At 49.6% G+C, this 22,920-nt stretch carries 17 protein-coding genes; 11 read left to right on the top strand and 6 right to left on the bottom strand.

What is annotated here, in order from left to right; genetic code table 11:
- Nucleotides 1-49: 49 nt before the first annotated feature.
- The 6 genes from SPIBUDDY_RS05135 (at nucleotide 50) to SPIBUDDY_RS05160 (ending at nucleotide 8,560) form a co-directional block, all read left to right on the top strand.
- The gene (locus SPIBUDDY_RS05135; protein ID WP_245523814.1) at nucleotides 50-1,540 is read left to right on the top strand and encodes a sugar ABC transporter ATP-binding protein; all 1,491 of its coding nucleotides are present in this window, start codon (nucleotides 50-52) and stop codon (nucleotides 1,538-1,540) included.
- A complete protein-coding gene (locus SPIBUDDY_RS05140) occupies nucleotides 1,537-2,514 on the top strand; it encodes an ABC transporter permease (RefSeq protein ID WP_013606697.1) in 978 nt (325 codons plus the stop codon). The genes SPIBUDDY_RS05135 and SPIBUDDY_RS05140 overlap by 4 nt, the downstream gene beginning before the upstream one ends.
- 10 nt (nucleotides 2,515-2,524) lie before the next feature.
- Nucleotides 2,525-3,601 carry a Gfo/Idh/MocA family protein gene (locus SPIBUDDY_RS05145; RefSeq protein WP_013606698.1) on the top strand — a complete coding sequence of 359 codons (1,077 nt, stop codon included), beginning with the start codon at nucleotides 2,525-2,527 and terminating at the stop codon, nucleotides 3,599-3,601.
- A 13-nt stretch (nucleotides 3,602-3,614) separates the two neighbouring features.
- A complete protein-coding gene (locus tag SPIBUDDY_RS05150; RefSeq protein ID WP_013606699.1) occupies nucleotides 3,615-4,604 on the top strand; it encodes a sugar phosphate isomerase/epimerase family protein in 990 nt (329 codons plus the stop codon).
- A gap of 104 nt (nucleotides 4,605-4,708) precedes the next feature.
- Nucleotides 4,709-5,755, top strand: coding sequence for a branched-chain amino acid aminotransferase (locus SPIBUDDY_RS05155; RefSeq protein ID WP_281047970.1), 1,047 nt, complete (start codon nucleotides 4,709-4,711; stop codon nucleotides 5,753-5,755).
- 150 nt (nucleotides 5,756-5,905) lie between these two features.
- Nucleotides 5,906-8,560, top strand: coding sequence for a TolB family protein (locus SPIBUDDY_RS05160; protein WP_013606701.1), 2,655 nt, complete (start codon nucleotides 5,906-5,908; stop codon nucleotides 8,558-8,560).
- On the opposite strand, the gene SPIBUDDY_RS05165 is transcribed toward SPIBUDDY_RS05160, so the two are convergent.
- The 6 genes from SPIBUDDY_RS05165 to SPIBUDDY_RS05190 all read right to left on the bottom strand — a co-directional run bounded on the left by SPIBUDDY_RS05165 (nucleotide 8,553) and on the right by SPIBUDDY_RS05190 (nucleotide 18,096).
- Entirely contained in the window at nucleotides 8,553-9,863 is a 1,311-nt protein-coding gene (locus SPIBUDDY_RS05165; RefSeq protein ID WP_013606702.1) for a hypothetical protein, read from the bottom strand. The genes SPIBUDDY_RS05160 and SPIBUDDY_RS05165 overlap by 8 nt on opposite strands.
- Nucleotides 9,841-11,700 (bottom strand): ABC-F family ATP-binding cassette domain-containing protein, encoded by a 1,860-nt coding sequence (locus tag SPIBUDDY_RS05170; RefSeq protein ID WP_013606703.1) that lies wholly within the window; start codon nucleotides 11,698-11,700, stop codon nucleotides 9,841-9,843. The genes SPIBUDDY_RS05165 and SPIBUDDY_RS05170 overlap by 23 nt, the downstream gene beginning before the upstream one ends.
- Before the next feature lie 41 nt (nucleotides 11,701-11,741).
- The gene (locus tag SPIBUDDY_RS05175) at nucleotides 11,742-12,653 is read right to left on the bottom strand and encodes a DMT family transporter (protein WP_013606704.1); all 912 of its coding nucleotides are present in this window, start codon (nucleotides 12,651-12,653) and stop codon (nucleotides 11,742-11,744) included.
- A gap of 99 nt (nucleotides 12,654-12,752) precedes the next feature.
- Entirely contained in the window at nucleotides 12,753-15,884 is a 3,132-nt protein-coding gene (locus tag SPIBUDDY_RS05180; protein ID WP_013606705.1) for an efflux RND transporter permease subunit, read from the bottom strand.
- Entirely contained in the window at nucleotides 15,881-16,822 is a 942-nt protein-coding gene (locus SPIBUDDY_RS05185; RefSeq protein ID WP_013606706.1) for an efflux RND transporter periplasmic adaptor subunit, read from the bottom strand. Before SPIBUDDY_RS05185 ends, SPIBUDDY_RS05180 begins: the two co-directional genes overlap by 4 nt.
- 11 nt (nucleotides 16,823-16,833) lie before the next feature.
- A complete protein-coding gene (locus tag SPIBUDDY_RS05190) occupies nucleotides 16,834-18,096 on the bottom strand; it encodes a TolC family protein (protein ID WP_013606707.1) in 1,263 nt (420 codons plus the stop codon).
- Between the two features lie 151 nt (nucleotides 18,097-18,247).
- Here SPIBUDDY_RS05190 and SPIBUDDY_RS05195 point away from each other — a divergent pair, with 151 nt between their 5' ends.
- The 5 genes from SPIBUDDY_RS05195 (at nucleotide 18,248) to SPIBUDDY_RS05215 (ending at nucleotide 22,912) form a co-directional block, all read left to right on the top strand.
- Entirely contained in the window at nucleotides 18,248-19,801 is a 1,554-nt protein-coding gene (locus SPIBUDDY_RS05195; protein WP_041381103.1) for an NAD(P)/FAD-dependent oxidoreductase, read from the top strand.
- Complete coding sequence (locus SPIBUDDY_RS05200) at nucleotides 19,795-20,298, top strand: DNA-deoxyinosine glycosylase (RefSeq protein ID WP_013606709.1); 504 nt, start codon at nucleotides 19,795-19,797, stop codon at nucleotides 20,296-20,298. Before SPIBUDDY_RS05195 ends, SPIBUDDY_RS05200 begins: the two co-directional genes overlap by 7 nt.
- A 92-nt stretch (nucleotides 20,299-20,390) precedes the next feature.
- Nucleotides 20,391-21,155, top strand: a complete 765-nt coding sequence (locus tag SPIBUDDY_RS05205; RefSeq protein ID WP_013606710.1) for a DeoR/GlpR family DNA-binding transcription regulator — start codon at nucleotides 20,391-20,393, stop codon at nucleotides 21,153-21,155.
- 2 nt (nucleotides 21,156-21,157) lie between these two features.
- A complete protein-coding gene (locus tag SPIBUDDY_RS05210; protein WP_013606711.1) occupies nucleotides 21,158-22,078 on the top strand; it encodes a sugar phosphate isomerase/epimerase family protein in 921 nt (306 codons plus the stop codon).
- Between the two features lie 3 nt (nucleotides 22,079-22,081).
- Complete coding sequence (locus SPIBUDDY_RS05215) at nucleotides 22,082-22,912, top strand: hypothetical protein (RefSeq protein ID WP_013606712.1); 831 nt, start codon at nucleotides 22,082-22,084, stop codon at nucleotides 22,910-22,912.
- Nucleotides 22,913-22,920: the final 8 nt, after the last annotated feature.

The following is a 22,920-nucleotide window of genomic DNA, read 5'->3' on the forward strand; positions in this document are numbered from 1 at the left end:
TCCTCTGGGCATCTCTTGTATAGGTAGGGAGACTGTTATGATCCTTGAGATGAAGAACATATCGAAGTCGTTTGGAGCGGTTGAGGCCTTGAAGGATGTCTCCTTCACGGTCCATAGCAAAGAGATCCACGGTCTGCTTGGTGAGAATGGAGCCGGAAAAACGACTTTGATGAACATCCTAGCCGGAACATTCGGTCCTGATGCAGGAACGATTGAAATCGATGGGAACATCGTCGAGGGCATGAGCCCTAAAAAAGCTGCAGAACTGAAGATTCGCTTTATTCACCAGGAGTTGAATCTGTGCAACGACTTAACGGTTTTTCAGAATATGTTCCTCGGTGAAGAATATACAAAACAACGGTGGAAAGTCGACAAAAAGAGGGAGATGGAGCACGCCCAGAAGGTGCTCGATTCAATGAACAGCGGCATCGATGCGCACACAATCGTCTGTGAGCTCGATACCGCACAAAAGCAAATGGTCGAAATTGCCAGGGCGCTGTTGTTTTCCAGTGAACTCATCATTATGGATGAGCCGACGACCGCTTTGAACAACCGGGAAATAGAGAAGCTGTTCTCCATTATGCAGCGCCTCAAGGCCGAGGGAGTTTCTTTTATCTATATTTCTCATAAAATGCCGGAAATTTTCAGTATTTGCGACCGTTTTACTGTTCTCCGCGATGGGACATTCATCAAAAGCGGTTTGATCAAGGATATTGATGAGCATCAGGCAACTGAGCTGCTCATTGGAAAAAGCTTTGTGCAGGCGCATATCAAGGATGGTATTGCCGCAAGCATCACCGAAGAAGTGGTGCTGAAAGCCAGAGGCTTGACGGGTCAAAGTTTCCGCAATGTCTCGTTTGACCTCCACCGTGGTGAGATTCTGGTCTGCACCGGTTTGCAAGGTTCAGGAACCGATGAACTGGCTACTTCTCTGTTTGGAGCATCCAACTTGGAAGCCGGCATGCTTGAAAGACCCGACGGTCCGCTGGCAATGCATGATATCAAGGCTGTGATGAAACGGGGGATCGCCATGGTTCCCCGCAACCGAAAGGAGCGGGGTATCCTGCCGGATTTGAGTATCAGAAACAACAACTCCCTTTCTTTCTATGTTGCCAAGCATAAGGGTTTGTTTGTCACTATGCGTGAGGAAAAGGAGCGCTTCGATGCAAGCCAAAAGCGCTTGGGAATAAAAGTAGGCAGTGATTTGGATGCCATCACTTCCCTCTCGGGAGGGAATCAACAGAAGGTGATTCTCAGCCGATGGCTCGAGATCGATGCCGATGTCTACATCATGGATAATCCAACCCAAGGCATTGATGTAGGTGCCAAATTCTCCATCTACACATTGATTGTGGAATTGGCCGCCCAGGGAAAGGGTGTCATTGTTTTCACTAGTGAATATCCGGAAATCCACCAGCTGGCGGATCGCTGTCTCGTTCTCTACAAGGGATCGACAGCGGCTGTGCTTAGCCGTGATGAGATTTCCGAGGCCGCCATCATGGAATATTCGACCGGAACCAGAAAGGAGGAGCTCAATTGAATGGTTTGACGCTATCGAAGAAGCAGGTGCGGGACACCTGGAGAAATATTACCGGCAACTACAGCCATTGGTTGAGTTTTGTTTTATTGTTGTTGGTGGCTGTCATTGTCAGTCCCTCCTTTTTGACATGGAACAATATCACCAACCAATTCGTACAAGGGACTATCGTTGGCATTTGTGCAATGGGTATGAGCCTGATCATCTCAGCGGGGATGATTGATTTGTCAGTTGGGTCCACCGTTGCCCTGATCAGCGGATTCGGGGTGATGGTGCTTAATTCCACCCACTCCATTGTTCTGGCATTTCTCTTCTGTCTGGGAGCAGGAATCCTGGCTGGCTTAATCAACGGTCTGCTTGTGACCAAGGGACGAATCGCCCCCTTTATTGTAACCCTTGCCACTATGAGTGCCTGGCGCAGCGTGATCAACCAGATGGGACAGGGCGGTCCTTTCACCGTTGACAAGGACATGTATGCACCGTTCCGTGCCATTGCCGCCGGTCGTATTCTTTCGATTCCTCATCTGATGGTGTTCCTGATTCTCATAACCGTACTTACCGGTCTCATTATGTCCAAGACAAAATTCGGTACCTATGTGTATGCCGTTGGTTCGAACCAGCAGGCAGCTCGTTTGAGTGGTATCAATGTGAATCGTGTCAAAACCCTCATTTTTACCTATGCAGGATTGCTCTATGGGTTGGCGGCCTTCTTACTTGCAAGCCGGTTGACCTCCATTCAAGCGGCAAGTGCTGGAATGGGGTATGAGATGGATGCCATTGCCGCCGTTGCCATCGGAGGGACGAGCATGGATGGCGGCCGGGGGAAAATCATCGGCACGTTCCTCGGAGTGTTGATGTTGAGAATCATCAATACAGTCTTGATCATGGCCAATGTGCCTCCATTCCTCAACGGTTTGGTCACCGGTGTCATCATCATTGTCGCAGTGCTTGCACAGAGCAACAAGAAGGGAAAATAGGAGAAGAGCCATGCAGATTGGAATAGTTGGAGCCGGTGGAATGGCCGCCTATCATGTGAAGGGTTTTATTGCTGCAGGAGCTGATGTAGTTGCTGTCGCCGATTCCGATGAAGGGCGTGCCCGACGGTTTGCAGACCAGTATGGAATACCGCATACCTATCCAAGCTTGCAGGCCATGCTTGATCAGATGCCGTTGCTTGATGCAGTTTCCATCGTAACCCCGAATAAATTTCATGCACCGCTGACCATACAAGCCCTTGAGGCAGGCAAGCATGTGTATTGCGAGAAACCGCCGGCCCGCAATGCCAAGGAAATGCTTCTGATGTATGAAGCAGCCCAAAAGGCAAACAAACATTTGATGTTTGGTTTCAACAACCGTTGCCGACCTGAAAGCCAGGTGATGTATCGGTATATCGAGAATGGAGACGTAGGCAGGATCAACTCAGCGCAGGCAACGTGGATCCGCAGAGCGGGTATCCCTGGATTCGGCGGGTGGTTCACCGACAAGGATCTCTCAGGCGGCGGACCGGTAATCGACCTGTTGCATATGATCGATCTCGCGCTCTCGTTCATGGGTTATCCAGAACCGAAGTCGGTGCTTGGTGTCACCTTTGATGATTTCATGGGAAATCCGGCATTCAAGGGGCCTTGGGGTATCGCCGACGGCAACGGTAAAACGAATGTGGAGACAGCCTGTCATGCCATGGTTACCTTCAAGGACGGTCAGTCCTTGATGATCCGCAACTCATGGGCTGAGATGAATGAGCGTGAAGTGGTTTCTGTGACCTTCCAGGGCAGTAAGGCTGGAGGAAAGGTGGAACGTCTGTTTGGTATCGATGGTATGGATGAAACCAGTTGTGATACCGCCATGCTCTTCACAGAGGAGTACGGTAGGCAGGTGAATCGAAAGATTCTGGTACAGAAGGATGAAACCATGGGCAGGGTGGCCAATGCCGTCAATTTTGTCCAGAGCATCACAGAAGGGAAAAAACCGATGAACACACCAGCTGAGGCTTTAATCCTGATGCGTATCACCGATGCCATCTATATGAGCAGCGAAACCGGTGAGTGTGTACAGTTTGAATAAGAGGGGAGAGAATATGAGTCGTTTGGTTACCTTGGCTTCAGGCCAATTCGGGGATTTGCCGTTGGAAGACCTCTGCCGTCTTGCAAAAGATATGGGCTACGAGGGGCTTGAGCTTGCCACCCATGCACATTTTGATGTGCAGAAAGCTTTGCATGATCCTTCCTACCTTCCTATGGTGCAGGAAACTCTGAACCGATATGGTCTTGCCTGTAAGGCGATCAGCGCCCATTTGACCGGCCAATGTGTCTGTGATGTCTGGGACGAGCGTCTGGATGGATTTGCCCCTTCCCATTTGGCCGGCAAGCCTGAAGCGATCAGGGCTTGGGCCATCGAGGAAATGAAGGATACCGCTCGTGCTGCCCAACAGTTTGGGGTTTCTGTGGTGAATGGATTTACCGGATCTCCCATCTGGGCTCGTTGGTACTCCTATCCGCAAACCAGCGATGCAATGATTGAGGCGGGTTTTCAGCTCGTTCATGACCTATGGACCCCGATTTTCGATGTATTTGATGCGTGTGATGTGCGCTTTGCCTTGGAGGTGCATCCCACTGAAATCGCCTTCGATTGGTATACAACCGAACGGCTGTTCAAACTTTTCAACTACCGGAAAACCCTTGGACTCAATTTTGATCCAAGTCATCTGGTTTGGCAGGGAGTGGATGAGGTAGGGTTCGCAAGGGATTTTGCGAATCGGATTTACCACGTTCATATGAAGGATGTAAAGCTAAAAAGCAATCCCCGAGCAGGGATCCTGGGCTCGTTCCTTCCCTTCGGCGATACGCGTCGAAGCTGGGATTTTGTTTCCGTTGGGCATGGAAATGTGGATTTTGATGGGATTATCCGAGAACTCAACCGCGCCGGCTATACGGGACCACTGTCGGTGGAGTGGGAGGATTCAGGTATGGACAGGGTTTTCGGAGCTACCGAGAGCTGTGCCTACGTGAAGAAAATAAATTTTAGTAGTTCCTCGATTGCCTTCGATGCAGCCCTGAAAACCCAGTAATCATGCGATATTTGTCTATTTATATGCAATAAACCTGCATATAAATAGACGAAATGCATACGAAGTTGTACAATGCCCCCTAATATAAGTCACACAAGGGTCTTCTGCGGCCGAAGGAACATCGTATGGAAAAGAAGAACATTGATTGGGGCAGTCTTGGATTCAGCTATACCAAGACCGATAGCCGGTATGTCTCGTACTGGAAAGATAACCAGTGGGATGACGGAGCAATGGTTGAAGATGCCAATGTAACCATCAACGAGAGCGCAGGGGTTCTACAATATGCCCAGACCTGTTTCGAAGGCCTAAAAGCATATACCACCATCGATGGAAAGGTAGTTGCCTTTCGTCCCGATCTCAATGCCCAACGCATGTACGATACCGCTCACAGGCTTCTGATGCCTCCGTTCCCCCATGATCGCTTCATCGATGCCCTGGATAAACTGGTGAAAGCCAATCTTGCATTTGTTCCTCCCTATGGCAGTGGAGCAACGCTCTATATTCGTCCGTACCTTTTTGGCAGTGGTCCTGTTATCGGTGTTGCCCCGGCTCCTGAATATACCTTCAGAATGTTCTGTACTCCTGTCGGTCCGTATTTCAAGAGTGGAATCAAGCCACTGAAGTTGCAGGTAAGCGAATTCGACCGGGCAGCCCCGCGTGGTACCGGCCACATAAAGGGTGGGCTGAACTATGCCATGAGCCTGTATGCAGGACATGAAGCGCACAAGAATGGATTTGCCGAGAACCTCTACCTCGATGCAGCAACGCAGAGTTTCGTTGAGGAGACGGGTGGGGCGAACTTCATTTTTGTGACCAAGGACAACAAGGTGGTAACCCCCAAGAGTCCTTCCATCCTGCCATCCATCACCCGTCGTTCACTGATGTATGTTGCCAAGGAAATTCTCCACCTCGAGACCGAGGAGCGTCCGGTTCCACTTGATGAAGTTGCTGAATTTGCTGAAGGAGGGCTGTGCGGCACTGCTGCAGTCATCTCTCCCATCGGCTCGATTACCACCAAAAAGGGAGTAATCTACCTACCCAGCGGCATGGAGAAGATGGGTCCTATCACCCAAAAGCTGTACGATACACTCACAGGTATCCAAATGGGAAGACTCGAAGCCCCCGAGGGCTGGATTCACACCATCGCATAAGTATCATTACTATGGCAGAGCATCCCGCCCGAAAGGCGGGATGTTCTGTATGGTAGCTTCTCCTTGATAGCAGTCTTCTTGCTTCAGTACGTACCTCTCCTTTCTTTACTGTCAAAGCAGGTTGCAGTACAGTAGGGCAAGGAGTGTGTCATGGTTCGTATGAAAGTTCTGCTATTTGCGCTTCTTCTAGCAACCAGTTCGCTGTTTGCTTCTTCATATCAGCAGATTACGACCGAACACACGCAAATCATCTTCGAAGCGTATGATTACCTCTATGCACAGGAAGTAGCAGCGTTTGCTGATGAGGTGTTTGAAGAACTTACAGGTTTTCTTGCACATACTCCTAACGACCCGGTACCTGTGGTGATAACGAGCAAGACCGCTTGGGCGAACGGGTACTATATCAACTTCCCCTCCGCAGTCTACCTGTATGTAACCAGCCCTGACGACCGCTTCATCGGTTCAAGAACCCAGTATTGGCTCAGAAGTCTCTTCATTCATGAGTTGACCCATTACATCCACCTCACCAGCGCTGTCGGGCCGGCAAAATTCCTGAGGTTCCTCGGACCTGAGATTACGGCCATGAGTACGGCCTTTATGCCCGGCTGGTGGATCGAAGGTGTCACCACCTATGCCGAGACGGCCTTTGTTTCCAGTGGGGGAAGAGGCGACTCCCTGCCGTTTGCACGAATTTACCAGACATCCTTGGCGCAAGACTCGATGTGGTCACTCACCCAAGGCGCCTACAACGGTCCCTTCAACCCCTCCGATCGTATCTATGTCACCGGATATGTGATGATCGATTATCTGTCCCGTCACTACGGCCTTTCAGCTTTTGCCGAAATCAACCGTCGCTTTGCAGCGCTTCCCTTCTTTGGGCTCACGCCTGCTTTTAAGAAAGTAACCGGACACTCAGCGAAGGAAATCTTCTCCTTTGCATTGCAGGAGAGGGAAAAGGTTTCCCTTTCCTTGGATGGTCTTATTGCAAAACCCATCCAAGGCGATCGGTTCCTTCCCGCGTCCACTTCGATTGGACTGATAGGCTTTGTGCAAAGTCCCGACGAGGGAAGGGCCGTCTATCGCTACACAGAGGATGGAAGTACTGAGAAATTATTGGAACTGAGTCTGGATGGAGGCTCTGCCCTCTCGTTTGCACAAGATTCAGCCGTGTTCTCCTCGCTTTGGGCGGACGCAACCCATCCATCCTCCCTCTCCTTGGCCTCTGTCAGTTACAGCGATCTGTACTTGCTCGATCTTGCAAGTCTCAAGGCCAGGCGGCTTACCCATGAACAGCGGTTGGTGCAGCCTGCCATAAGCCGCGATGGTTCGCGCATTGTTGCCAGCAGTGTCAACGGCAGCTTCTATGATTTGGTTGAGCTGGATGACGATACCTTGGAAATTACAACGCTGGCATCACAAGAGCGGGTGAGTTTTCTCCAACCGGCATTGAATCATGATGGATCGGCTGTTGTGTATGTAGCCATGGAACAAGGCAATTCCTCACTGTACCTGCTAGAGGAGGGAAAGAAACCTTTGCTGCTTGTAGGTCCCACTGCTGATGAACTGCGTTCACCTAGGTTTACCGACAATGATTCCTCGGTTCTCTTTATCAAGGAGCTGCAGCTCTATCAGTATCGTTTGGATACCGGTGAGATACACCTCGTGCATACCGACCCCGTCGGAATCTACAACGCCTCCTTGGTAGGGCATGAGCTTTTCTATGAAACGTATACAGCACAGGGTTTCGCTGTTAAGAAGGTTGAACTGAAAAACCCAAGCATTGAACAGGTTACCTTTCGGGCACCTCTTGCCGGTGAAGGGGTTGTAGCTTCTGTTACGTATCCAAAAGCCGCCTATTATGACAGCTTGCAATTCAATATTGCCCTACCGTTTCCCTTCGTGGAGGCGAATCAGTTCCAGCCTGGAGTCTGGTTTCATACTACCAGCCTGCTGAGAAAACAAAGCCTCATCGGTAGCGTCGGGTGGTCGATACGGGGAGCAAAGCCGGTAACCGATCTGACCTATACCTATACTGCCGGCTCTTATGCAGTAGCTTTAGGCCTTGAACTGAACACGTATCTCTCCGCATATGGCTCCTATGTAAGCTATGCATATTCTGCCTTACAGTTCCCCCTCATTTCTCATACTACATACTATTCCTTTGAAGTCTTGAACCTGCAACCGCAACTCTCCCTTGCATGGAATGAGAGTGGATTTGTTGCAACCGGTGCGTTATTGCTTGGGTACGGAAAGCAGACCCGCAATGAGCGTACCGCCGACTTTTTTGGACCGCCTTCCTTCTCTGTAAGCGGGGGTGTCATGGTTCAAAGCAACACGCTTGAACCGGTTCCTTTCCTTTCAACTGATACGCAGGTACGGCTTTTCGATTCCTCAGCCATGCTTCATTTTGGCTTGGACGTAATCGGCACCACTTCTTTGAATGTCAGTGGTAACTTTACCTTGTTTTCCTTCACCCCGATGCAGGATGGAAATGTGAAACTTCGGCTCTCAACTTCATTCCGGTTCCCATTGGGTTTGTTGGATATTCCCATTCCGTACGGTGGCCTTACCGGTGTTGGATTGGAACTGATAGCCCAGAGTGCTTGGTATCTGAATGCTGAAGCCTTGGTTTGGGAAGGTGCAACAGCTCTCGCCGCCCGCCTGACCAGCAATGCAATACTGGGTGGTTCCTCGGTTGCATTCAGACCCTTCGCCCAGTTTGCCTATCTTTTAGGTCCCGGGCTTTGGCAGTTTTCCCTGGGCTTGGATGGACAAACACTCTTCGAAAGTTTTTCCTTTAGGTGAGGTCGTGATCGATATCGAGCACGATGCCGGCCATGAGAATCCAGGGTCCGGTATGTGGCTCAAAATATGCAATTGCAGGATTCTCCCTGAGTGAATCAGTACCGAACACATAGTGCAGACTCACTGCCAAGCGCGGATGGTAGCTCGTATTTCCTATAACCCACCACCGCTGAGTCCCAATCCTTACTCCGGTTTCGATTCCAATACTCGGCCTGACTTCTTCCACCAAGGTGGTAGTGAAGTTCTGTTGCAGATTGAACCGCCACAGTCCCGCCAGTGTTTTTACGTAAGGATCGAACATGGATGTCTCCCGTTCATAGAGGAAGCGATACCCCAACAGCCAGGACCCGAGATTCATCCGGTCGTTTTGGTCCTCCCAGTGATTGAGCATGGGCCCATTGGTATGCCGGGTCTCAAAACTGACGGAGCCGAAGGAAAAGGCTATCAAGCGGTTCTGATGGCCTTCCATATTGTACAGGACGCCGCTGGTGAACGTGAAATCGGTTTGTTGATAGGTTTTTGAGTAGGATAGAGCAAGGGGGTTGATGCCGAAAGATCCATAGGAGAAACCCGATTGCAGAAAGGAATAGAAGGATGTCTCCAGCAGGCCTCCATCATAGCTAAACGATAGCCTCAATCCCTCATACCGCTCTTTTTGAATGACTTGGCTGGTATCGATACCCTCTATGTCCTTAGCCAGATACCCAAGTCGTACCGTAAGCAGGGAAGCATAGGAGAGAAACATGTTGGCTTGAAGGCTTTGCTCCCAAGCATGAACATACGAGTAGCCCAGTTCCAAGCCCAACAATGCGTGTCCATAGAGCCATCCCCCTTGTATGCGCAACGAAAGCAGTGGGTGGAGTCTGAACTGGTCATCGTAGTAGACGAGATTGACATGATCGCGGCTGATGAGGCTGTGGAAGCTGGTTTGAATATTCTGCATTCCCAAATTCCCGGCAAGCAACATGCCAGCTGATCCAACTACGGATATACCGATTCTCTTCGATACAGGGAAGAGGAATGGATAGGAGGCGCTGATTTGAATTTCATCATGGCGCAGATTGCTTTCGATACGATCGGTAAAGGCTTTGGCTTCTGCGTTGAGGACCAAGTTGTTGCTGAAAGTCACCGCTGTATACCCGCCAAACGAGTGTCCATCATCTTGATTGTACCCCAATCCCATGGTGTACCAGTCGTTGCCGCTTCCCACCGAAAGTGAGGTTACAGAGAGAGCAAAGGCAGGCGTTGATAATGTGATGAGGAGTGCAAGGAGGAGGGCCTCAGCTTTTTTGTGCAAGCTCAAGCCAGCGATCTTCCAAACGTGCAAGTTCAGTACGTAGTGCATGGTATTTCTCTGTCCGCTCAGCGAGCGTTCCCTCTTTGGTTGGTTGTGCTAGAGCAAAACTTGCTTCCAAGGCTGCCAGTTGCTGTTGCATTGCTTCAATAGTAGATTCGATGTGCTCGAATTCTTTTTGTTCCCGAAAACTCAAACCCTTCTTTTCGCTTCTTTTGTTCTGTACCGAAGGGGCGAGAGCGGTGGGGGCGGCTTTCACGATTTTCTCTTTTTCCTGATCGCGCCACTGGCTGTAGCGCATGGTCTCATAGGTAACCGATCCATCATCGGCTAGGATGAACAGCTCGTCACAGGTGAGATCGAGAAATGCACGGTCGTGGCTGACGATAAGCGTACAGCCTGCGAAGTCTTGGATATATTGTTCCAGATTCTCCATGGTAGGAAGGTCCAGGTCGTTTGTCGGTTCGTCCAGAAGCAGGAAGTTTGGATTGGAAAGCAGTCTGGAAACCAAGTACAGTCTCCGTTTCTCTCCCCCTGAAAGACTTGCAATGCTTTGGCGGTGCATGGATGCAGGAAACCCGAAAAGCTCAAGGAATTTGGCCGCACTTACAATTTGGTTGGGGCCCAATACCACTTGTTCGGCAATATCCTCAACGAATTCGAGGATAATCTTGTCACTTACCAGAGCCCTGCCGCCTTGGTCATAATAGGCAAAAACGGTATTTATTCCGATATCCAAACTTCCTTCATCGGGCGTCAGATATCCGCATAACAGGTCGAGCAGCGTTGACTTGCCGCTTCCATTTGGTCCTACCACCCCGATCCGTGCTCCCTTGATGAAGGAAAATGAGAAGTCCTTGATCACTACATTCTCATCGTATCGTTTGCTAAGGTGCTTTGCCTCAAGGATTTTCTTCCCCATACGACGGGAGTGCGAACTGAAACTACGCATCTCTTCATCTGCGATTGAACTCTGACTGCTAAGCAAAGCTTCAATGCGGTCCTTCCTTCCACTATCCTTGCCGGTACGGGCCTTCGGGCCGCGCTTTAACCATTCAAGTTCCCGTCTGAGTATGGTCTTGATTTTGTCCTGTTCTTTTTGCAGCCGTTCAAGTCGTTCTTCCCTGCGCTCAAGGTATGAGGAGAATGAGCCGGGATGAAGAAAAACGGATCCGCTGTCCATTTCCAGGATTGCAGAACATACGGCATCCAAGAAGTAGCGGTCGTGAGTGACCAGTATTATGGTTGCATTGCTGTTTTTCAGATATTGCTCCAACCATTCAATGGTTTGGATATCCAAATGGTTGGTTGGTTCATCGAGCAGGAGCATGGTAGGCTTGGCGCAGAGGACCCGGGCGAGGGCAACCTTTTTCTGCATTCCGCCTGAGAGGTTGGACATGGTTTGGCCTTGAACATCGTACAGGCCGAGTTCTCCCAACAATGATTGGTAATCGTTCTCGAGATTCCATCCACCAACCAACTCCATCTGCTCGGTGAGATGGGCTAGAAGTGCTTCGTTGTGTTCGCTCTCCAAGGCTTTGTGATAGGCGCGGTAGGTTTCGATGCGCTTTCCCTGCCCGTAATGGAGGTAGCTTGCAACCGTGTCATTCTCTTCGAATTGCACGCCTTGTTCGAGCATAACCAAATCAGTGCCATTTTTCATGGCGATAGTACCGTTATCGGGGACGATTGAACCGGCGATGAGTTTGAGAAAGGTGGATTTTCCTTGTCCGTTGCGGCCGATGAGGGCCACATGATCGCCTTCCTCCAAGCCAAAACTCACCCCTTCAAAGAGGGGTTCATCCTTCAGGGTCTTGGAGACAGCTTCCAGTGAGAGTACATTCATACGTTGAGCGTAGCGAAAAGCGGGGCTCTAGGCAAGCTGTATCACGCTGCCAGAAAGAGCACGGCAACCCCGGCGATGGAGAGGAATGTGCCCGCCAAACTCGATGCTGTCAGGCGTTTGTGCAGGATGAAATAATCGAATGGAAGCAAAAGGATCGGCGTGACTTGGGTGATGGTGGTTACAATTCCTACCGGGGCAAGCGTAAACGCCTTCATTTGACTGGACATGCCCAGTACCGGACCTGCAAAGGCAGCCATTACCAACAACAGGAGGTAGCGGCGGTTGGATAAGACTTTGAAGTGCTGAACAGCATTCCTCTTATACAGGAAATTAAAAATAATAAAACAGGCAAGTCCTCCCAAATTACGAAGCAGGTTGGTGGAGATGGGGCCTGTTTCATCAAGAGCGAATTTTGCCAATAAGAAGGATAGTGATTGCAAAGCGGAGCCCAGAATTGCATAGATGAACCCTTTGGTTTTTGTGTCGTGCTCCTCTTTGGCAACCTTGGTACGGGCATCCAGCAATACGATTAAGGCAATGCCGGAGATGGTGATGAAGATTCCAAGGATTTGGATCAGATTCAACCGCTCATCAAACAGTAAAAACCCGAAGAAAGCGGTAACGACGGGGGAGAGGGTCATGATCACCATGGATTCCCTCGCTCCGAGCAGAATATATGCCTTGAATAGAAGCATGTCGGTGAAGAAGTACCCGATCGCTCCACTTGCAAGCAGGAAGAGGTAGGTACGCGCGCTGAGTGAGGTGGGGAACCAACTTCCCTCCACCCAGTATGCGAGCAGGAAGATCATGGGAAGGGCAATCCACATCCTGACATGGGCGACAGCATCCGAGCCGACTTTTGCTCCGATATGACGGTAGATGATTGAGTTTTGTGCCCAACAGGCAGCAGTCAAAAGGGCTAAGAGCTGCCCTACGACAAGGTTGTGTTCCATGATGGGCCAAACAGTATCATAAAGGCTTTGGTTAGGCAATGAAAGGCATGCCCCTTTCGAGGCATGCCAACGAACGTTTGGAGAGAACGTCTTGAAGAACTATTTCCCCTCCTTGTCAAACACTGCAAGTTGGTTTGCAAGGCTATTGGGATCAAAGAATCGCTTCTCCCTGCGTTTGTTGAAAAGTGAATACAAACTAGGGGAGAGAAAGAGAGTCAGAAAACTTGCAGTCACCAACCCCCCGATGAAGGTAAGGGCGATAGGTTGCATCATTTCAGCACCCTCACCAGGGAAGAAAGCAAGCGGAACAAGCCCGAGAACCGTGGTGAACGTGGTCATCAAAATTGGTCTGAGCCGTGTTCGGGCTGCAGTGAGGCAGGCCTCCTTGACCGGCATTTTCTGCCTGACCAGTTGGTTGATGGAGTCGACCAGTACAATACCGTTGTTGACCACTACTCCGATCAAGGCAACAATACCGACTACCGAGAAAAGCGTGAATGCTTGGTCGGTGATGATGTGAATAAAGATAACACCGATGAGCAGCAGCGGTATGGTTGCAAAAATGATGAAAGGATCAACCAAAGATTCAAATTGTGCTGCCATAACTACAAAGACCAGTACCAAGGCAAGCAGGACAATGATGACCAACGTTGAGCCATACTCGGTGAGTTGTTGCATGTCACCGCCTTGGCTTACCTTAACACCATCAGCAACCAACAGATGCTGATCAAGGGCCGCTTGGATCTTCTGTTGGACCACATCGGCAGTATACCCCTCACCGAGGTTGGCTGTGACATGGTTGACACGTACCTTATTCTCGCGTGTGATCGATGCAGGGGCTGTAGACGTAGAGAAGGTGGCAAAACTGTCCAAATGGACACTGCCGCCCTTGCTGCTTACCAAGAGGTTCCCAAGATCACTGATGGATGCATACTTTGCACTGTCCATGGAAACCACCACAGCATAGGATTGGTCGACGTTCATGGTGGTGATGGTGGTTGCTGTTGACCCTGCAAGCGCTGATGAGAGCGTGGAAACAACCTCGTTTACCGAGATGCCCAACTCATCCATCAGCTGGTTATTGAGTTCTACGCTGACCTTCGGGGATCCATTGGATAGGTCGGTTGCAACATTGGTGGCTTCGGGGACGAAGGAGGAAATGATGGTGGCAATCTCATTCACCGTTTGGGTAAGCGTCGTCGTATCGGATCCGCTCACATTGATGTTGATGGGGCTGCTGCTCATCGGACCTCTGCCTCCCCCGAATGTCCAGGATGCAGAGGGGTTGGTTGCCAAGAGGGGCGTAATCAATTGCTTGACTTCATTGGCCGTATAGTGCTGCTGAGTGATATCAGGGAGGCCAATTTCTATTGAACCCGTATTGGAGGTTCCCACCTGAACCATGATTTGGGAGTATGCCTCAGAGGGCAACTCTTCCATCAGGAGCTCTTGGATCCTGAACAGTTCCTCTCGGCTTGCCTCCTTGGTTGTTCCACTGGGCAGAGTGAGAGAAAGCGTGACAGTATCGTCTGCATTCATTTGCGGGGTGAGGTTCATTCCGATGCCGTCGAAGAACTGAAGGCTGAAGATAAGCAGCAATACCAGTAGCACGATAAGCAGAAATCGGTGTCGCAGAAAGTATGAGAGAACGTGTGCGTACGCCTGCTCCAGCTTGGCTTCCACTCTGACGTAGAAGTCATCGATATAGCGAAGGACCTTCCATTTCAGCGGTTTCTGTATCCGGGTATCGAGACGAAGGATACTACCGCTGAGTGCCGGAACCAAGGTCAGTGCGACGAGGAGCGAAGCAAACAAGGCAATACATACGGTGAGGATCAAATCCTGGAACATGATGCCAATCATCTGCAATTGGTTTTTATAGATGAAGAGCGGGAGAAATACGCAGATGGTGGTCAGCGTTGAGGCAAGGATTGCCGTACTCATGTTCTGACTTCCCAGTATCGCCGATGCAGCGCTGCTGTGCTTCGCCTCACGATATTTGTAGGTATTCTCAAGGATGATGATCGAGGCATCCACGATCATACCGATGCCTAAGATCAACCCGCTCATGCTCATGCTGTTGATGGTGATGCCCATCAGTGACATCATCATCAAGGTGAAGAAGATTGAGATCGGCATCGATAGACTGATAATCAAGGTAGCCTTGATGTTCCTCAGAAACAGGAATATCACCAATGCAGCCAGCACGACACCCTGGATGGCGCTCTTGTATACCTCCGACAGGGTGGAGGAGATCATAGTTGTCGAGTCCTGCTGAATCACCAGCTTGATGCCGTCCGGCAACTGGCTTTGGATAACTGCCAATTGTAGCTGTACGCTGTTGGCAACAGTGGCGGCATTGCTGTCCGATGCATTGGAGAGGCTGAGTGTGACAACAGGAGAACCGTCGAGGTACTGTTCATTGAAACCTGTTTCCAACGATTCTGCTACAGTTCCAATATCATCGATTCGGATAGGAACTCCATCGATGGTCGTTACCACTGTTTCCCTGATGGTCGTCAGGTCGGTAAACCGTTCATCCAGGGTGATGGAGTAGTCGATGAGGTTTTGGGTGATGGTTCCCACTTTACCCTGGACATTGCGTAGGGCGAGTGCATTCTTTACTTCTGAAAGGGTCAGGTCATACGCTTCAAGGCGAATGGGATCGATGACAACTTGAATCTGGGTGTCTCCGGCTCCCCTGACCTCGACTTGGCTGACTCCTTCGACTCGTAACAACAAGGGAGAGATGGTATCTTCGGCTAGTTGTTTCAACGTCTGCTCATCCAGTGAACCGCTGAGCATCAGGCGCATGAAGGTTGAGGAGGAGGACATATCAAAGCGCATAACCGAGGGAGTTTCCGCCCAGCTGGGCAGTTGTCTGGTTACTCTGCTTAACAGGGATTCCAGGCTGCTCGATGCCTCATCGAGGTCGGTTCCGTAGGCAAATTCCAGCATGACCATCGATCTACCGTCCGATGACTGGCTGGTGATGCTCTCAAGGCTCTCAAGTGATCCAACGGTATTTTCAATGATTTTCGTTACTTGTTGTTCGACCTCCTCGGGACCTGCGTCACCGGTTTCCACCATGACGGAGAGAACAGGCATCTCCACTGAAGGATAGAGTGCAATATCCAGGTCCTTGAGAAATAAAAGAGAAATGAGTAGCAATAAGAGGTAGATCATGCTGATCAATACCGGTCTTCGTACAGAAAGTTCGCTCAGTTTCATACCTGCTCCTCGATGACGGAAATTCGGCTTCCCTCAACCACTGATCCAGCTGTAATAAGCTGTTCTCCTCCAAACAGTCCGCTGGTCACTACACTGTGGTTGTCATCGGAGACGGAAATGGTCACAGCCACCCGCTTTGCCATGCCTTCTTCAGCTATATAGACCACCGGCTCGCCGAGATAGGTGGTGACGGCATCACTGGGTATAACCAATACATTTTCTAGCTTTTCGGTTATGAGGGTTACCGAAACAAACATTCCTTCCTTGAAACGAGTGTCCTGCGTTTGGGGGGTAAGGGTGACCTTGACCGTTCGATTCGAGGTATTTACTTGGGTGCCGATCTGGGAAACGAGAGCTGTATGGTTTTCATTCGGCCAGGCAGCAGTGGTGAACGTTGCCTCAAGACCGGTATGAAGGCTGGACAGATACCGCTCCGACAGGGCTGTCTCTATTACAAGGTCCCCGGTTTTCCCGATGGTGGCAAGTGTTGTCCCATTGGCTACCTGCTGGCCGACATAGGCTGATACAGAGTAAACAACTCCATCCATAACGCTGGTGATGGTGGTACTTTTATAGATGCTGCCTGCTGTAGAGGGGTCGATTACTAAAAGAGGGTCACCCTTGGCTATCGCTTGTCCTTCTTTTACCAGAACCTCGGTCACTTTACCGCTAAGGGTGCTGTTCACCGACACTGCATCGCGTTCACTGGTCAATTCGCCGCCTAAGGTGGTTGTTCGGGTAAAGGTGGCATGGGTGACTTCCTGGACGGCTACATTGACAACGGAGGCTTCGCTTGATCGCGCCATCATACCTCCAAAATTCGTTGCAGATTCGGATGTGTTGCCGGCAAAACGTAGGATAATGACCGCACTCAGAACAATACAGATCAGTAGCAGGATGATGGTGGTGATGCGTTCCAGCATTGATAATGATTTCATGTGATGATTCCTTATTCGTTGATGATGGTATTTATGTCGGTTTCCAAAAGGTAAGCCAGATTGTAGAGTGCTACGGTGTAGTCGACTTTCTGTTGCAGAATGGAAAGCTGGACGTTCTGCTGCTGTTGTTCACTCTCTTGCAAGGTAAGATAGGGGACCTCCCCTGCCTCATAGGAGGCAAGCGTCAGATTGTAGGTCTCATCGGCCACTTTTTGGTACTCGAGCAGGTACTCAAGATTAGCTTTGATCTGCAAAAGACTCTGGTAGAGTGTTTGTACTTCCTGTTGTATGTCCTTAATCCCTTGCTCCAGGGTGTTTTTGGCAAGGGTGATATCCTTCTGCAGATTCTCCAAGGTGACTTGAGCGCTGGAGTTGGGCAGATAGGGATCGAGGGAAAAGGAAACAGAGACAGAGACTTTTGTGGTGTCACGGATTTGTGAGCTGCTGGTGGATAGGGAGCCTGAGAAGGAAGTTGATGCATTCATCGCAACGACAGGGGAGGCACTTGATGCTCGTACCTTTTTCAGTGCAAGCTCGGCCTGTTCCACCTGGTAGCTGAGCTGTTTGATGGATGTGGTGCTAAGCGAGAGTTCCTGCAGAAATTCCAAATTTTTGAGATCCCTGACTTCCATGAGCTCATCAGAGGTTCCCTCGATTTCGTAGCCGATTAACCTTTGGAGTGCTTGTTTAGCAGTTTCAAAGTCGTTATTTCTGCTCTCTACGGTGAGTTTGGCTTGAAAGAGGGCCAGCTTTGCCTGACTGACTGCAAGTGTGTTGGCTTTGCCATTATCGAATTGTGCTTGGATAGCGGCATTCGATATACTTTTCTGTTCATAGTCCAGTAGCTGCTGATCATAGGCAAGTTCGGCTGCCGTTACATTCCAATATGTTTGTGTTACCTGCGCTTTCAGGTTTTGTATGCTGGTGCCAAAGGCTGTTTGGGCGGTTTTGGCAAGCAACGTATTGGATGCTTTTGTGTAGCGATCTGAGCTGGAGAGCGAAAACGAAACGGACGCCGTAGGTGTTATGAGTGCATTGCTTTCCTGATCCAGGAGACTTATTGAAGCCGATGCGCCCACCGAGAGATCGATTGAAGGCAGATAACTGTTTATATTGGCTTTGTTTAGTTGTTTTTCCAAGGTAATCTTGGCATTCTGGGCAATACTGTTGGTGGCTTGTGCACTTTGTAAGGCTTCTTGCAGGGTAAGTTGTTGGGCAAAAAGTGGAGTTCCAAGCAATAATGCTAAAAGGAACGTGATTCGTATCCGTGACATGTAGGTGTCTCCTCATTGGTTTGTATGCCGAAACGGTATGCTTCCAATATGTACGGTTAGCCAAGAGTATATGGATAGTCCTAGGAGGAATATGAAGTTTTGAAGGAGTACTTCATTGACCCTACTAGAGCAGGGCAGATACAATACGGATATGCAAATTGATATCAACCTTAGGCTGTCTCCCCAGGAGGCCGCCGATACTTCCGTTCTTACACAAGCTGCTGCCAAACAAGCAGGCATTCCTGTCCGTGACATTGGCAATGTCCGCATACTCAGGCGCAGCATCGATGCCCGTCGTCGACCCGTTGTTGTAGACCTGCAAATCAGGCTCTCCTCATCAGGCGAGGATGTTCCCTTTGAAGAGGTAACCTACCAGAATGTCGGCGAGGCAAAGAGTGTCATCGTTGTCGGAGCTGGCCCGGCTGGGCTGTTCGCGTCCCTCAGGCTTCTGGAACTGGGATTAAAGCCCGTTCTTTTGGAGCGTGGATTGGATGTGCACCAGCGCAAGAAGGACCTTGCCGGCTTGGTCCGTACCGGCATTGTGGACACAGAGAGCAATTACAGCTTTGGCGAAGGTGGAGCCGGGGCTTTCAGCGATGGCAAGCTCTATACACGCGCCACCAAACGTGGTGATGTTTCCAAGGTGCTGAACCAGCTGTGCCAGCATGGTGCAGACTTGGATATTCTGTGTGATGCCCACCCACATATCGGCAGCAATAAACTGCCCCAAGTGATCGAAGCGATTCGCAATACGATTCTCTCCCACGGAGGGGAGATTCATTTCCAAAGCAAGGTAGTCGCGTTGCTGAGAAAAGGTTTTACGGTCGAAGGGGTGCAAACTTCTGATGGTGCAACCTATTTTGGACCCGTGATTCTTGCTACCGGCCATAGCGCCCGTGATATGTATCGGTATCTTCATGCCGAGGGTATTGCCGTAGAGAGCAAAGCGATGGCTATGGGCGTGCGCCTTGAGCATAAGCAGCACCTGATCGACCAGATGCAATACAAGCAGGAAGAGGGCCGGGGCTTATACCTGCCTGCAGCTGAATACTCCTTTGTCCATCAAGTGGAGGGCAGGGGCGTCTACTCGTTCTGCATGTGCCCGGGCGGCTTTGTGATTCCTGCGGCAACCGAAGCCGGACAGCAGGTGGTCAATGGAATGAGTGCCTCAGACCGAAAAGGCGAGTTTGCAAATAGCGGTATGGTGGTTGAACTGCACCCAGAGGATCTTCCTTCTGACAAGTTCAGTGGGCCTTTGGCGATGCTGGAGTTCCAGGAAGCCTTGGAGAGGCGAAGCTTCGCCTATGCGAATCAGAGCATTAAGGCTCCGGCTCAGCGCATGGTGGATTTTGTCAAGCATGTCCGCTCAAAGGACCTTTGTGAAACCTCGTACCTCCCTGGTTTGGTGAATGCTGATCTGCACGCTCTCTTCCCGGCCTTCATCTCAACGCGTCTCGCTCTCGCTTTTGAAGCCTTCGGAAAGAAAGCCTCACGGTTCTTGACCAACGATGCGCTTTTATTGGCGGCAGAAACCAGAACGAGCAGTCCTGTTCGGATTCCCCGGGATACTGAAAGCAAAATGCATCCCGAATATACCGGTCTTTTCCCCTGTGGCGAGGGTGCCGGGTATGCAGGTGGCATTGTCAGTGCTGCTATGGATGGGGTTTCTTCTGCCGATGGGGTGAAGGCGTACCTTGGATGCTGAAGGGCTTTGCACCCATCCATACAGCGAATAGCTCTGTCTTGATTCTCGGGACCGGCCCGAGTGTGGTTTCCAGCCTGAAGCAACAATACTACGGCCATGAACGCAATGCGTTCTGGCCGATTATGGCTTCCATACTTGCCGGTCCGATTGAGAATTATGAGCAGAAGTGGGATTTGCTTCTTGCAAACGATATCGCCTTGTGGGATGTGCTTGCCCAATTCGAGAGGAAGGGCTCGGCCGACTCGGCCTATACTGAGGTGATTGCCAATGATCTTAGGCAGTTCATCGATGAACATACCCAGTTGAGAATCATTCTGTTCAACGGAAAGAAAGCGGCAGACTTGTATCGCCGCCTCATCGGGTATTACCCTGTCACCGTTCAGTTTGAGACCCTGCCTTCCACCAGTCCTGCCTATACTTTGGACATTGGACAGAAGCTAAAGCTGTGGAGGGAAGCGATAATCCATCCAATACAGAGTCTGCAAAAAGAAAGTTAAAGAAAAGCAAAAAAGCAAAAAAGAAAAAGGATGACAAATTTCTCTAGCCTTATTACAATACAGGTATTCGTGTTTGTTGGTAAGGAGAGGCCATGAATCCTGGAGCTAGGAAAAAAGAGATTCTTTCGGTGCTTGTTCGGGATGGGTCTGTGCAAGTAATAGATCTTGCTCGTTTGTTGGATGTCTCAAAGGTTACCATCCGTAGCGATTTGGATGAATTGGAGACAAAAGGCCTGCTGGTGCGAACACATGGCGGTGCTGTCACTGCAGAGGCATCGGGCAGTTCCCGATTCATCTCTCAAACCATCAACGAATTTACCGTGCAGAAGATGGCGATTGCCAAACTTGCGTCAACATTTATTAAAAGTGGTCAGTCAATCATTATCGATAATGGTAGTACTACGTTGCACATAGCCCAATTTATTGCTGATTTGCCTATTACAGTTACTACCAGCTCCTTATTGGTTATGCAGGAATTGATGCATGCTGAAAAGGTTGATCTCTTGATGGCTGGTGGAATTTTAAGAAGGCCTTCGATGGGACTTATGGGAAATTTCTCAAAAGAGTTCTATCGACAAATCCATGCTGATTGGTGTTTCCTTGGTGCTGCCGGGTATTCTGCAAAGCATGGCGTATATTGTACGAACCTTATTGAAGCCGATACCAAGCAAACGATGATCCAAAGTGCCTCTAAGGTTTGCCTTTTGGTGGATAGTTCGAAGATGGAACATCTTTCTCTTGCAAAAGTATGTGATTGGCCTGCTATACACTACCTTATAACCGATGCCATTTCAGATGAAATTCGGACAATTATTGAAAGCCACGGAGTAAAAATCTTGGTAGTGGATGAGTCTTGACTATGCAAAAACAGGTAATGTCTCTCGTTGGGTTTTCTTCTGCATCTGAAATTGCAGCATATAAAACTGAATTTCCCTCTATGTATTATGAGCTCTCCTATAAAATGAGCAAGCAACTCCTATCTGAAGTTCGTCCGATGCTTGCTGGCTGCATTGCATCGGTACATGCTTGTTGTCCTTCGCTCCCCATTTTTCCCAATTTTGGGAGTCTCGACCCGGCTGTTCTTGCTGAAAGCTATGATGCCATTCTCCAGAGCTTTGAAACCGCACGTTCTTGTAAAGCGGATATTGTGGTCCTTCATCCCGGCTATGTCTGTGATTCGTCGATGCCCTCGGCAAACGCGGCCAGAAAAAAATTGCTCGATGCTCCTTCCTTTTCACCATATATAGTGCATGCTGATGGTGCCATTTGTGGTCCTGACTACCCAAAACAGGAAGTGTATCGTTCCCATGCTACCCAGGCTTTCAAAGAGCTTAAAAACGTTGCACAGCTTGCCAAGTCATATGGTGTCAAGTTGGCCGTCGAAAACCTGAATCCACGCGTAGGATATCTCTTTCAGACTCCCCAAGAGATGGAACAGCTAGCTGAGCTCGATGATGTATATCTCTGTCTCGATGTTGGCCACTTATGGATATCCAGTTTTGTCTATGGCTTTCCCTATTTGCCAGCCATCCAACGGATTCTTGCAACCCAAAAGGTGGTTAACTGTCATTTGCACAGCAATGCTACGAATGCACATGTCCAACATTATTCGGACGACCATCATACATTCGATAAATATGGGTTTCCAGCCCACCAAGTACTTGAACTCTTGTTAACATCCGACGCCAACCTGGTATTGGAAATGGTGGAGGATTTTGGGTATAACACGCGCTATCTTCTTCAGCAAATTACAGGAATTCAACACGGTGATGAGGAGTAGTGGATGCAAGTAGTAGAGCAATTGTGTATTGGAAAAAGAGGAAAGGTTGATTTGTGTGAGGATGGCGTGTTTGCCAATGAGCACTTTGGAGCCGTCATTGATGGGTGTACCAGCCGTTTATCATTGGTTCCTTCAGAACGAAGCAGCGGGCTTATCGCCAAGGAGTGCCTTCTTGCAACCCTTTCTACAATGGATCCCGAGGTAACGATGGTGCAAGCGTTTCATGCTCTGAATGCGTCAATACTCTCTTGGTATCAGATGCAAGGTCTTGAAGATACAGCGTTCACCAATCCTGCAAAGCGCTGTTCGGCATATATTGCTATTGTAAGCAGATACCATAGGCAAGTGTGGGTTCTTGGCGATTGCCAGGCATTGGTCGATTCTGTGCTGACGACGCGACATAAGGCCATTGATACGCTTATGGAAGATGTTCGTACTCTCTTGGTCGAACATGCGCTGATGCAGGGGAAAACGGCAGATTACCTCTTGGCAAATCCTCAGGAGATTCAAGGAAAACTCGATGATTTGATGCAATTGCAACCTACGTTTCAAAATTCAGATAATCCGTCTCATTTTGCATATGCCGTTTTGGATGGTTTCTTTTCTGATTATGAGCAAGTACAGATTGTTGTTCTACCCGATACTTCGACCGAAGTCGTGTTGGCCAGTGATGGATATCCACACCTTTTTCCAACCTTGGCCCAGACGGAAGATGCACTGGAACACCAATTGACCCATGATCCCTTGATGATTTCCACTTGCAGGGCGACAAAACCCCTCATCGCAGGAAATCTATCGTTTGACGATAGAAGTTTTTTGCGTATTATTGTCTAAAATTGCTG

Source organism: Sphaerochaeta globosa str. Buddy, assembly GCF_000190435.1.
In the GTDB taxonomy this organism is placed as follows: Bacteria; Spirochaetota; Spirochaetia; order Sphaerochaetales; family Sphaerochaetaceae; genus Sphaerochaeta; species Sphaerochaeta globosa.